The 12658-nt window shown below is 71.9% G+C and carries 10 protein-coding genes; 4 read left to right on the forward strand and 6 right to left on the reverse strand.

All coding sequences use genetic code 11. The features are described from left to right. Positions 1 to 17: 17 nt before the first annotated feature. From AC13HU_RS18255 to ssd, 5 genes are all read right to left on the reverse strand, one after another. On the reverse strand, positions 18 to 239 hold the full coding sequence (locus AC13HU_RS18255) for a DUF4244 domain-containing protein (RefSeq protein ID WP_483042953.1): 222 nt from the start codon (positions 237 to 239) through the stop codon (positions 18 to 20). A 228-nt stretch (positions 240 to 467) separates the two neighbouring features. Then, a complete protein-coding gene (locus tag AC13HU_RS18260; protein WP_483042954.1) occupies positions 468 to 1265 on the reverse strand; it encodes a type II secretion system F family protein in 798 nt (265 codons plus the stop codon). Continuing rightward, the gene (locus tag AC13HU_RS18265) at positions 1262 to 1996 is read right to left on the reverse strand and encodes a type II secretion system F family protein (protein ID WP_483042955.1); all 735 of its coding nucleotides are present in this window, start codon (positions 1994 to 1996) and stop codon (positions 1262 to 1264) included. Before AC13HU_RS18265 ends, AC13HU_RS18260 begins: the two co-directional genes overlap by 4 nt. Before the next feature lie 434 nt (positions 1997 to 2430). Then, the gene (locus AC13HU_RS18270) at positions 2431 to 3585 is read right to left on the reverse strand and encodes a TadA family conjugal transfer-associated ATPase (RefSeq protein WP_483042956.1); all 1155 of its coding nucleotides are present in this window, start codon (positions 3583 to 3585) and stop codon (positions 2431 to 2433) included. Next, on the reverse strand, positions 3582 to 4415 hold the full coding sequence (gene ssd / locus AC13HU_RS18275; protein WP_483042957.1) for a septum site-determining protein Ssd: 834 nt from the start codon (positions 4413 to 4415) through the stop codon (positions 3582 to 3584). The genes AC13HU_RS18270 and ssd overlap by 4 nt, the downstream gene beginning before the upstream one ends. A gap of 450 nt (positions 4416 to 4865) precedes the next feature. On the opposite strand from ssd, the gene AC13HU_RS18280 reads away from it, so the two are divergent. Next, positions 4866 to 5711, forward strand: coding sequence for an HAD family hydrolase (locus tag AC13HU_RS18280; RefSeq protein ID WP_483042958.1), 846 nt, complete (start codon positions 4866 to 4868; stop codon positions 5709 to 5711). Between the two features lie 366 nt (positions 5712 to 6077). On the opposite strand, the gene AC13HU_RS18285 is transcribed toward AC13HU_RS18280, so the two are convergent. After that, positions 6078 to 6935 (reverse strand): Fic family protein, encoded by an 858-nt coding sequence (locus tag AC13HU_RS18285; RefSeq protein ID WP_483042959.1) that lies wholly within the window; start codon positions 6933 to 6935, stop codon positions 6078 to 6080. Positions 6936 to 7040: 105 nt separating this feature from the next. On the opposite strand from AC13HU_RS18285, the gene AC13HU_RS18290 reads away from it, so the two are divergent. The 3 genes from AC13HU_RS18290 to acs all read left to right on the forward strand — a co-directional run bounded on the left by AC13HU_RS18290 (position 7041) and on the right by acs (position 12613). Beyond that, the gene (locus tag AC13HU_RS18290) at positions 7041 to 8042 is read left to right on the forward strand and encodes an ATP-binding protein (RefSeq protein WP_483042960.1); all 1002 of its coding nucleotides are present in this window, start codon (positions 7041 to 7043) and stop codon (positions 8040 to 8042) included. A gap of 242 nt (positions 8043 to 8284) precedes the next feature. After that, positions 8285 to 10567: a SulP family inorganic anion transporter gene (locus AC13HU_RS18295; protein WP_483042961.1), complete on the forward strand. Its 2283-nt coding sequence runs from the start codon at positions 8285 to 8287 to the stop codon at positions 10565 to 10567. 87 nt (positions 10568 to 10654) lie between these two features. Further along, on the forward strand, positions 10655 to 12613 hold the full coding sequence (gene acs / locus AC13HU_RS18300) for an acetate--CoA ligase (RefSeq protein WP_483042962.1): 1959 nt from the start codon (positions 10655 to 10657) through the stop codon (positions 12611 to 12613). Positions 12614 to 12658: the final 45 nt, after the last annotated feature.

Raw genomic sequence — 12658 nt, forward strand, 5'->3', positions numbered from 1 at the left:
CGGCCCGCCTCATCCGCTCAGAACGGTGCATGGAGTGCCTTCTCGATCACCGAGGTCATCGCCGTCCGCAGCGGCCCACTCGTCACGATCTTGTAGAGCACCGCCGCGAACCCGCAGGCCGCGATCGTCCCCACCGCGTACTCCGCCGTGCTCATCCCCGCGTCGGTCACTTCCCGGCAACGCCGGACCCGCCCAACCCACCAACGCGCCACCCGCTCGGCCTTCTTCCGCATCGCCATTTCTGCTCTCCTCCTGATTTCTCGTGGTTCCTGCCAGCTCCGAGCCCGATGCCACTACCCGCGCCACCGGTGCCGCCGCCCATCGACTCGCCGCCCGGCCGCGTCACGTGCACGCGCGTGCGCCTGCTCGCGGCCTCGCGTCCGTGCCCAACTCCCGCCCCTTCCATGCCGGTTCCACCTGCAAGTCCTGCCCGGGCGAGGTGCGGCCGGCTGCCGATCTCAACCTCCTCATCTGCCCATCGGGCCTCCCAACACCGCCCCGGCCAGCCCCATCACCACCGGGGCGACGCCCACCAGCAGGAAGGCGGGCAGGAAACACACGCCCAGCGGCGCGGTGGCCAGCACCGCGGCCCGACGGGCACCGGCGAGCGCCGAACGGGCGTGCTCGGCGCGGTAGTCCGCGGCCAGCCGCGCCATCTCCGCCACCGGCGCGCTACCCGTCGTCGACGCCCGCGCCAGGCAGCGGCCCATCGCCCGCGCCGCGGGCAGCCGGCCAAACCTGCCCCAGCACTCCGACGGTTCCCCGCCGAGCCGCAACTCCGCTTCCGCCCGTAACAGCGCGGTCCCCAACGGCCCTTCCAGGCACCGCCCTACCGCCCCTGCCGCCTCCCCGGGCGTGGCTCCCGCCGCCAGGCAGGCCGCCAGCAGGTCGGCGCACAGCGGCAGTTCTGCCGGGTCGGGTCCCCCGTCGGCCGCCCGTCCAGTAGCGCGAGCCCGGCGTTGCGCGAGCACCATCCGCGTACCGACCCCGACCACGATCCCGGCCAGAACGCCAGCGATTCCGCCCACCAGCACCGCCGCCCCCAACGCCGGCGCGACCACTGGCAGCCAGGTCCGCCCGGCACGCCGCGCCCTTTCCCGCCACGCTCCCGGCACCTTCGCCGGCCGCGGCCCTTCCAGCAGGTGGCGCAACCTGCGCACGCCGCCATGTCTCCGCTCCCCCGGCGTCATCGCTCCCGCCGCCGCGCACACCGCCGCCACGACGGCCGCCGCCGTCCCCAGGCTGTGGACAGTCCAGCCGCTCACAACCGGCTCCCTTCCGCGGCGGCCTCCCGCGTCGCCCGGGCAGACCGCGGCGCCGCCCCACCCGGCTCGGCACCGCGCGGACCGCGCTCCTCGCCACGTGACGGGCCGCCCTCGGCCGCCCGGATGATCCTCGCTGTCCAGGCCAGCCCGCCCCACTCCAGGAACGCGCCCGCGACCAGGCATGCCAGCCCTGCGGGTGTGTGCAGCAGCACCGTCGCCGGGTCGGCACCCACCGCCGTGCCCAGCACCAACCCGAAGACGGGGAGCAGCGCCAGCAACACCGCCGTGGAGCGCGGACCCGCCAACTGGGCTCGCAGGTCCTCCCGTTGGTCGGCCTCGGCCCGCAGTGCGGCTGCGACCCGGTCCAGAGCCGCGGCCAGCCCCGCGCCGCCGTCCACCGCGACCTGCCAGCACGCGGCCACCGCGCCGAGCCCGTGTGCGCCCGGCCCGCAGCGCGCCGCCGTCCGCAGTGCTCCCGGCACGTCCCCGCCGAACCGGGCGGCGGACAACAGCAGGCCCGCGATCCGGCCCAGTTCGGGCGAGCCGGTCCACCCGGCCGACTGCACCACGTCCGCCAGGGCCGTGTGCGGCGGCCGTCCCGCCCGCAGATCGCCCGCCAGAGTGCCGCACAGCACGCTCACCGCGGCCGAGGTCCGTTCGGCCACCGCTCGCTCGGCCCGGGCACACAGCGCGCGCCGCACCAACGGCGCCGCGGCCACTCCGGCGACCATGGGCACTACCGACCACGTGATCGCCGCGACCGCTGCCCCTGCGGGCAGGCACAGCCACTCATGTCCGCCGCGTCCGTGCCGCGCCCGGACCACCCCTGCCGCCCGGCGACCGGCGCCACCACCCGGATCTCCACGTCTGCCCGGCCGCCTGCCGTGCCAGGCAGCGCGGATCGCCCGGCCCGGCCTCCGACGCCGGCTCGGTCCGCGGCCGCCGATCCACGCCCGGCCGCTCTCGACCACGTGGCTCCACCACGCCCGCCACCGCCCAACGCCGCCTGGAACAGGGCCAGGACGGGCCTGTGTGCCCTTCAGCAGGCCGCACGCCCGGCGCCTGCGTCCGTGCCGCTGAAGGGCCGTCCAGGCGGGCAGACAGGCCGCCAGCAGTGCGGCCCACAGCGCGACCGCGGGAGTCACCACCGGATACATCGCCGCGCTCATGACGCGCCCGCCGAGCACAGGTCCGTCAGGCGCCGCCAGCCCGGGCCGTGTTCGACACTGCCCGCGGCATCACGGACGAGCGCCGGAACGGTGCCGACCAGCCCGTCCGGACGTCGGCTCAGCACGTGGATCTCAGCGACTCTGCGGCGGCCCCCGCCGTCCCGCACCAGGTGGACGACGGCCGACAGCGCGGCGGCCAACTGGCTGTGCAGGGCGGCACGGTCCAGGCCGGCGGTCGAGCCGAGTGCCTCCAGGCGTGCGGGCACATCCGCTGCGGCGTTCGCATGGACAGTGCCGCAGCCGCCCTCGTGGCCGGTGTTGAGGGCGCCCAGGAGGTCGAGCACCTCGGCGCCGCGCACCTCGCCGACCACGAGCCGGTCGGGCCTCATCCGCAGCGCCTGCCGCACCAGGTCCCGCAGGGTGACCTGACCGGCGCCCTCCTGGTTGGCGGGCCGGGTCTCCAACCGGACGACGTGCGGGTGGTCCGGGCGCAGTTCGGCGGAGTCCTCGGCGAGGACGATACGGGCCGCGGGATCGACCAGGCCGAGCAGGCAGCTCAGGAGCGTGGTCTTTCCCGAGCCGGTGCCGCCGCTGATCATGAACGACAGCCGTGCGTTGAGCATCACGCGCAGCAGCGCCGCGGTCTCCTCGTCGAGCGTGCCGGCCGCGACGAGTTCGGTGAGGGTGAAGGCGCGGGCCCGTACGACACGCAGGGACAGGCAGGGCGAGCCGACCACGACGGGCGGCAGCACTGCGTGCAGCCTTGTGCCGTCCGGCAGTCGGGCGTCAACCCAGGGCCTCGCGTCATCGAGGCGGCGACCGGCGGTCGTGGCCAGCCGTTGGGCGAGGCGGCGCACCGCGGCGGTGTCGGCGAACCGGATCGGGCTGCGTTCGAGGCCGCGACCCCGGTCGATCCAGACCTGGTCGGGTGCGTTGACGAGGATGTCGGTGACGTCGGGGTCGGTCAGCAGGGGCTCCAGTGGACCCGCGCCGACCAGTTCGGAACGCAACGCGGCGACCACGTCGAGCACTTCGGAGTCCCCGATCAGGCGCCCTTGGGCGCGCAGCGCGGCGGCAACGCGGGCCGGGGTGGGTTCGCCGCCGTGTTCGGCAAGGTGGAGCCGAACCGCGTCGAGGAGTGCGGTGCTCATGCCGCCACGCACCCGGTGACCGCGAGTGCCTGCCCGAGGAAGGCGCCGCTGAAGCGTGCGAGGGGGCCGCGGGTGGCGGAACCCGGTGGGGCGCCGCCGGACATCGGATCGGCCAGGGCGGGTTCCGGCAGCAGTTCACCGGCGAGCGGCAGACCGACAAGCCGGGCAATTTCGCCGCCGTCCAGGCCGGAACCGAACGGGCCCCGGGCGACCACCCGCAGGTCGTCCAGTTCCGGGGCGAAGGCCGCGTCGGGCCAGCGCAGCCCGCCTGTGCGCTCCGCACCGAGGAGGATGTCCAGACCGCCGCCGAGCGGGTCACCGTCAATGAGCATGGCGCGCAGACCGGTGCGGGCCGCGGTGACCGCGAGGCCGCAGGCCAGGGTGCTGGCGCCGGCACCACCGCGGCCGCCGATCACGCCGATGGTCAGGGCAGGGCCGGCTCCGCCCTCGGCCACGTCGGCGAGGCGGTCTACCAGCCATGTCTCGGCGGCTGGCAGGAACAGGACATGGTCGGCCCCGACAGCGACGGCCCGGCGCCACGCTTCGGAGTCGTCGGAGTCGGCGCCGCCTCGTCCGATCAGCAGAACGCCCTTGCGCCGCCCGGCGCCGTGGACTCTTCCGGATGCCTCCACTCCGACAAGGACGAGTGGTGCGTTGTCCCAACTCACCGCGCGCGGGGGCGCGGTGAAGACGACTTCCGGTTCCGTGCCGGCCGCGGCGCACAGTCTGAGCAGATCATCGAGGAGACTTTCGTCCTCGGTCACAATCAGCGGTCCGCGGACGCCTTCGGTAGCGCTGCGCGGTCGATCGGATGCGTTGGTTCGGGTCATTTCCCTGTCCCCTGTCGCTTGTCGTGCGAGCACGGCGTGCTTCGTCTGCGATCAGCTTGGGGCAGGAAGTGGAATTGAGATGATCTTGGTCGGAATCTGTGGATAACTCGGAGATTGTGGATAACTTCGCCACCCGGACGAGTGAGTTCCACGAGACTTGCAGTCGATTACCGAACGTCACGCGTCGTACACATGGAAACGCACACGCGCGCGAAGGAGAGGGAGCAACATGAACATGCCGGCCGACACCGCAGCCCCCGGGGCCAAGTGCCCATACGCATCCGGACATGCGACGACCCCCGCCGGGGGGGAGAGCGGGGGTCGTCCCCACGGTCCGACTCGGGGGGGGAGGAGCCAGACCGGGTTAGCACGGTCGCGAACGATCCGTGACTTCCATGGTGTACCCGAAGGCCCTCTCAGGCAAACCCACGCGCCGGACCTTTAGGCCGAATGGTGGTTGCCTATGCTCGTCTCGTGGAAAACCACCTGCCCCCGCGCACTGCGGCGTTCTTCGATCTCGACAAGACCGTGATCGCCAAGTCGAGCACGCTCGCCTTCGGACGGTCCTTCTACCACGGCGGACTCATCAACAGGCGAGCGGTATTGCGTACCGCATATGCCCAGTTCGTATACCTCGTCGGCGGCGCGGATCACGACCAGATGGAAGGTATGCGCAAATACCTCTCCGATCTGTGCCGCGGCTGGAATGTGCAGCAGGTCCGGGAGATCGTCGCCGAGACGCTGCACGACCTGATCGACCCGATCATCTACGACGAGGCCGCCTCGCTGATCGAGGAGCACCACGCGGCCGGCCGCGACGTGGTGATCGTCAGCGCCTCCGGATCCGAAGTCGTCGAGCCGATCGGGGAGATGCTGGGCGCCGACCACGTCGTGGCTACCCGGATGGTCGTGGCCGACGGTGCATACAACGGGGAGATCGAGCACTACGTCTACGGTCCGGCGAAAGCCGAAGCCATCACCCGTCTGGCGGAGTCCGAGGGCTACGACTTGCAACGGTCCTTCGCCTACAGCGATTCGGCTACGGACATCCCCATGCTGGAATCGGTCGGCCATCCGTACGCGGTCAACCCCGACCGGGCACTGCGGAAGGAGGCCGCCGCGCGGGACTGGCCGGTTCTCACCTTCAGCCGCCCGGTGCGCCTGAAGCAGCGCATCCAGTCGCTGTCGATGCCGCCGCGCCCGGTGCTGGCCGCGGCTGCGATCGGTGCCGCCGCCGCCACCGCGGGACTGGTGTGGCTCGCGGCACGCCGGCGACGCCCGCTGGCGGCGTCCTGACCGCGCAGGGTGAGACCACTGGGGCCACAGCAACCCGAGGGAGCAGAAAGTCAAGCAAAATGTCCGACTTGGCCACAAAAGTAAAAAGTGCAGCCAGGGGTTCCACTACCTGCCGGTCGGGAGTACAAAAGAGTTAGCGGCCCGCGAGACCACGGAGTTCCGAGAGGAAGACCGCAGTTCAGCGCTGTTGGCCCCACGGACCGAGCACGAAAACCGGGCACCCACGCGTAGCCGACCCGCCAACCGGGCCAGCCGCACCAGGCAGCGGGCAAAGCCCCCGCCCTGATTCGGCACCATCCGAGCACGCACTGGTAACCCGGCGGACGTGTCGAGCGGCGGCACCCGCGGGTGTCGCCGCATTTTCGTTCAGGCCGCGCCGCGCTGCAGCGCCTCGCAGACCGCGACGCTCTCGCGTACACCGAGTTCGAGCGCCCGCCCGCAGTGGCCGATCCATTCGGCCATCCCCTCCGGCGTGCCGGAGGCGTACCCCTCCAGGGCCTTGAGGTATCCGGCCAGGCCCAGCTCCGCGTGGCCGACCTCGGCGGGGCAGATGGACTTGGGGTCCAACCCGCTGCCGACCAGGACGATCCGCTCGGCGGCGCGGGCGACCGGGCCGTTGAACGAACCGAAGGGGCGCAGGCACAGCAGTTCGCCGTGCACGACCGCGCCCACCACCAGCGCGGGTGCCGCGGATCCTGCCCGCAACAGCCCGACCAGCCCGTCAAGCCGCGCCGCGACCTCGGACGGCTCGGGCAGCGGGATCCGCTCGAACCCGGCCGACTCGTCGAGCACCGGCTCACCGCCCAGCCGCGGCCGCCCGACCGTGGGCTCCTCGGCGGCCCCGCCGGCCGCGACCAGGTGCAGCCGGGCCAGCGCCTGCACCGGCGACTGCCGCCACACGCCGAGGAGTTGACCAGCCTCGGCGGTCACCCGCAGCGCGGCCCCGACCGTACGTGACTGGTCGTCGGCCGAGAAGTCGCTGCGGCGGCGCACCTCCTCCAGCGGCCAGTCGGCGCCCGCCAGCGCCGCGGACGCCCGGGCGCCGCGCAGGGCGGCCTCCGACGCGACCTCACCGGCCCGTCGGCGTATGACCCGGTGGCCGTAGACCCGGTCCACGGCCTGGCGCACGGAATCCACCGCATCGGGCACACCCGGCAGCGCGGCGAGCACGGCCAGCGGGTCCGCCTGCCCTGGAGCGGGAGAAGGAGCAGCGTTCGTAGCCATGTCCCTGACCCTACGCACCCCCTGCGGCCCCGAAAGGCCACGATCGAGTGGCCTTGCCCACTCCCCGTCAGTTCACGTGCGGCAACACCCCTACGCTTAGCGAACATGAAGATCGCTTTCGTTGGGAAGGGCGGCAGCGGCAAGACGACGCTGTCCTCCCTGTTCATCCGCCATCTCGCCGCCGCCCGCGTCCCCGTCGTCGCGATCGACGCGGACATCAACCAGCACCTCGGCCCCGCGCTCGGGCTCGACGAGGACGACGCGGCGGCGCTGCCCTCGCTCGGCGCGCACCTGCCGGAGATCAAGGAGTACCTACGCGGCGCCAACCCGCTCATCGCCTCGGCCGACAGCATGATCAAGACCACCCCGCCCGGGCGCGGCTCGCGCCTACTACGGCTGCGCGAGGACAACCCGGTCTACTCGGCATGCGCCCGCCCGCTCGCGTTCGGCACCGACGCCGGCAGCGCACGGCTGATGGTCACAGGCCCCTTCACCGAGTCCGACCTCGGCGTGGCCTGCTACCACTCGAAGGTCGGGGCGGTCGAGTTGTGCCTGAACCACCTGGTGGACGGCCGCGACGAGTACCTGGTCGTCGACATGACCGCGGGCAGCGACTCCTTCGCCTCGGGCCTGTTCACCCGGTTCGACCTGACCTTCCTGGTGGCGGAGCCGACCCGCAAGGGCGTCGCGGTCTACCGCCAGTACAAGGAGTACGCCCGCGACTTCGGCGTGGGCCTGGTCGTGATCGGCAACAAGGTGCACGGCGAGGACGACCTCGCCTTCCTGCGGACCGAGGTCGGCGACGACCTGCTGGTCACCGTCGGACACTCGGACTGGGTGCGGGCGATGGAGAAGGGCGGCCCGCCCCGATTCGAACTGCTGGAGGAGCCCAACCGCCAGGCCCTGCAGATCATGCAAAAGCGCGCCGACCGGTCGTACCAGGCCCGCGACTGGAACCGCTACACCCAGCAGATGGCGCACTTCCACCGCAAGAACGCCGAAAGTTGGGGCAACGCCAGGACGGGCGCCGACCTCGCCGCCCAGATCGACCCGGACTTCACGCTGAGCGAGGATCTGATCGAAGCACCCGCCGCGTTCGCACGCTGACCCACAGAGGTCCGTTCTCACGTCAGCACAGGTCCGTACGGTCCGGCCCCTCAGCCCCAGCCCGGCCCCTCAGCCCCGGTCGGCCACCGCGGGCCACAGTCGGCCGCCGCAAGCCGCAGTTCACTCGAAAGACGGAAATAGCACACGGATTCGGACTCGGGACTTCACTCTCCGCAATCGCTCCATTACTCTCCATTTACAGATGCTTGAGAGTGTCGAGGGAATGAAGGAGTGGGGAGTCCATGAGATGCCACCGGCCTGATCTGTCCGCGTCGATCACCGTCTTCCTGATCGCCGTACCTCTGTCGCTCGGCATCGCGCTGGCGACCGGCGCCCCGTTGCAGTCCGGACTGGTCGCTGCGGCGGTCGGCGGCATCGTCGCCGGACTGCTGGGCGGGGCGCCGCTGCAGGTCAGCGGCGGCGCCACCAGCCTGGTCGTGGTCACCGCGGGCCTCGTCGACCGCTACGGCTGGCGGGCCACCTGCGCGATCACCGTGCTCGCCGGCCTGGCACAACTGCTGCTCGGCGGGCTGCGGGTGGCCAGAGCCGCGCTCGCGGTCAGTCCGGCCATCGTGCACGGAATGCTCGCCGGCATCGGCACGGTCATCGCCGTCGGGCAACTGCACGTGGTGCTCGGCGGCAGCCCGCAGATCTCCGCGGTCGCCAACATCACAGCGTTGCCCGACCAGTTGATGCACAGTCACCCCATCACCCCGGTCATCGGCTCGGTCACCGTGGCCGTGCTGCTCGGCTGGCCGCGGCTGCGCGGGCACGCCCGGGTGCTGCGAGCGGTCCCGGCGCCGCTCGCGGCGGTCGCCCTGGCCACCGCGGTGAGCGCCGCATGGTCGATGCCGCGGGTGGACCTGCCGCGCTGGACCGCCCCCGGCCTGCCGGCCGTCCCCGGCGGCCCGGTCTCCGCGATCGTCGCGGCCGTCCTGACCGTCACCCTGGTGGCCAGCATGGAGTCGCTGCTGTCGGCCGTCGCGGTGGACGCCCTCCACGCGCGGCGCCCGGGACCGCACGCCCCACCGGCCCGGCTCGACCGCGAACTGCTCGGCCAGGGTGCGGCCAACGTGGTGTCCGGGCTCCTCGGCGGGCTGCCGGTGGCCGGCGGCGCGATGCGCGGCTCCGCCAATGTCGAGGCGGGGGCCCGCACCCGGCGGTCCACAGTGCTGCACGGCGTATGGGTACTGCTGTGCGCGGGGCTCGCGGCCGGCATCCTGGAGCAGATCCCGCTCGCGGCGCTCGCCGCGCTGGTGATGCTGGTCGGCGTACGCATGGTCAGCTTCGCCCACATCCGGCACATCCAGCGGCACCGCGAATTCCCGGTCTATGCGGTGACCCTCGGCACCGTGGTGGTCTTCGGGGTGCTTCAGGGAGTAGCCGCGGGCATCGCGGTCGCCGTGGTCCTCGCGCTGCGCAGCCTCACCCGCATCCGGGTCACCGTCACCGAAGAGGCGGAGTGCCATCGGGTCCGCGCCCGTGGACAACTGACATTCCTCGCGGTTCCCCGGCTGACCAAGGCGCTCGCCGAAGTTCCGGAGGGGGCGAGCGTCGTGGTGGAGCTGGACGGCTCGTTCATGGACCACGCCGCCTACGAGGCGCTGAGCTCGTGGTGCGCGCGGCACCGGTCGCGCGGTGGCCGCACGGTCCTCGGCGACGGCGCCGGACAGACCGTCAGCGAGCCGGTCAGTGCGCACGCCTGCCGCCCCTGGACACCCTGGCTCAACCACCACTGCACCCGCCCGACGGCCACCCCGGCTACCAGCGGCGGCCAACTGCTCGGCGGGGTAAGCAACTTCCAGCGCCACACCGCGCCCCTGGTGCGCGACGAACTCGCCCGGCTCGCCCGCGAAGGCCAGCGCCCCGGCCAGCTCTTCCTGACCTGCGCCGATTCCCGCCTGGTCACCAGCATGATCACCTCAAGCGGACCGGGTGACCTCTTCACCGTCCGCAACGTCGGCAACATGGTGCCGCCGCCTGGTTCCGATGCCTCCTGCGACTCGGTGGCCGCCGCTGTGGAGTACGCGGTCGACGTGCTGCAGGTATCCAGCATCACCGTGTGCGGGCACTCCGGGTGCGGTGCGATGCAGGCTCTCCTCGGGTCCGATCACGAACCGGGCACGCAGACCCCGTTGGCCCGGTGGCTGCGGCACGGCCGGCCGAGTCTGGCCCGGCTCACCGCCCTCGCCGGCGCGGACCACGACGGCGACTCCACACCCAGCCGGGCCACCGTCCTCGCCTTCGAAGGCCGCCCGGCGGCCGACGACCAGGAGCGCCTCGCACTGGTCAACGTCATCACCCAGCTGGAGCACCTGACGGCCCACCCGTGCGTGGCCCGCCGGGTCGCCGACGGCACCCTCCAGCTGCACGGCATGTACTTCCACGTCGCCGAAGCACAGGCGTACATCCTCGACCATCCCACCGGGGTGTTCGCACCGATCCGTCCGGCGGCCACCGTGCCCCGACCGCCGGACGACGACGACGCAGACACATCAGCAGCCACTCTCATCACAAAGGTCTAAACCAGTCCGCCAGGAGCCCTTGTCAGGGTGCGTCAGGACTGATGAGGTAGTGGCGGGACATCTGGGACACCCTGACAAGGAGCTGGCGTGAGCAGCAACGAGAGCCTGGCCAACCTGCTGAAGGAGGAGCGGCGGTTTGCTCCCCCGAAAGAACTGGCCGCTGCGGCCAATGTCACCGCGGCCGCGTACGAACAGGCCAAGGCCGACCGGCTGGGCTTCTGGGCCGAGCAGGCCCGCCGCCTGACCTGGGAGACCGAACCCACCCAGACACTTGACTGGTCGAACCCGCCGTTCGCGAAGTGGTTCGCGGACGGACGGCTCAACGTCGCGTACAACTGCGTGGACCGCCACGTCGAAGCCGGCCACGGCGACCGCGTCGCCATCCACTTCGAGGGTGAGCCCGGCGACAGCCGCGCGATCACCTACGCGGAGTTGAAGGACGAGGTGTCCCGCGCCGCCAACGCCCTGACCGAACTCGGTGTGCGCAAGGGCGACCGCGTCGCGGTCTACCTGCCGATGATCCCCGAGGCCGTGATCGCGATGCTCGCCTGCGCCCGGATCGGCGCCGCGCACTCCGTGGTCTTCGGCGGCTTCTCGGCTGACGCGGTCGCCTCCCGGATCGACGACGCCGATGCGAAGCTGGTCATCACCGCCGACGGCGGCTACCGCCGGGGCAAGCCGTCCGCGCTCAAGCCCGCCATCGACGACGCGGTGGCCCGCACCCCGCAGGTCGAGCACGTCCTCGTGGTCCGCCGCACCGGCCAGGACGTGGCGTGGACCGAGGGCCGCGACGTGTGGTGGCACGAGATCACCGGCCGCCAGTCCGCCGAGCACACCCCCGAGGCGTTCGAGGCCGAGCAGCCGCTGTTCATCCTCTACACCTCGGGCACCACCGGTAAGCCGAAGGGCATCCTGCACACCTCCGGCGGCTACCTCACCCAGGCCGGCTACACCCACCACGCCGTCTTCGACCTCAAGCCGGAGACCGACGTCTACTGGTGCACCGCGGACATCGGCTGGGTCACCGGACACTCGTACATCGTCTACGGCCCGCTCTCCAACGGCGCCACCCAGGTGATCTACGAGGGCACGCCCGACACCCCGCACCAGGGCCGGTTCTGGGAGATCGTGCAGAAGTACGGCGTCACGATCCTCTACACCGCGCCGACGGCGATCCGCACGTTCATGAAGTGGGGCGACGACATCCCCGCAAACTTCGACCTGAGCAGCCTGCGCGTCCTCGGCAGCGTCGGCGAGCCGATCAACCCCGAGGCGTGGGTCTGGTACCGCGAGCACATCGGCGCCGGCAAGACGCCGATCGTGGACACCTGGTGGCAGACCGAGACCGGCGCCATGATGATCAGCCCGCTGCCCGGTGTCACCGAGACCAAGCCCGGCTCCGCGCAGACCCCGCTACCCGGCATCGCGGCCACCGTCGTCGACGACGAGGCGAACGAAGTGCCCAACGGCTCCGGCGGCTACCTGGTGCTCACCGAGCCCTGGCCGTCGATGCTCCGCACCATCTGGGGCGACGACCAGCGCTACATCGACACCTACTGGTCCCGTTTCCCCGGCCGCTACTTCGCCGGCGACGGCGCGAAGAAGGACGAGGACGGCGACATCTGGCTGCTCGGCCGGGTGGACGACGTGATGCTGGTCTCCGGCCACAACATCTCCACCACCGAGGTCGAGTCCGCGCTCGTCTCGCACCCCAAGGTCGCCGAGTCCGCCGTGGTCGGCGCCGCCGACGAGACGACCGGGCAGGCCATCGTCGCCTTCGTCATCCTGCGCGGCAGCGCGGAGGACAGCGCCGAACTCGTCGGCGAGCTGCGCGACCACGTCGGCAAGACGCTCGGCCCGATCGCCAAGCCCAAGCGCGTCCTGATCGTCGGCGAACTGCCCAAGACCCGCTCCGGCAAGATCATGCGCCGCCTGCTGCGCGACGTCGCGGAGAACCGCGCGCTGGGCGACGTCACCACCCTCACCGACTCCTCCGTCATGGACCTCATCCAGACCAAGCTGCCCTCCGCGCCCAGCGAGGACTGAGCACCGCATAGGACCGCCACAACGAGGGGCGCCCGCACTCCGAGC

This window comes from Streptomyces sp. NH27 (genome assembly GCF_056859195.1).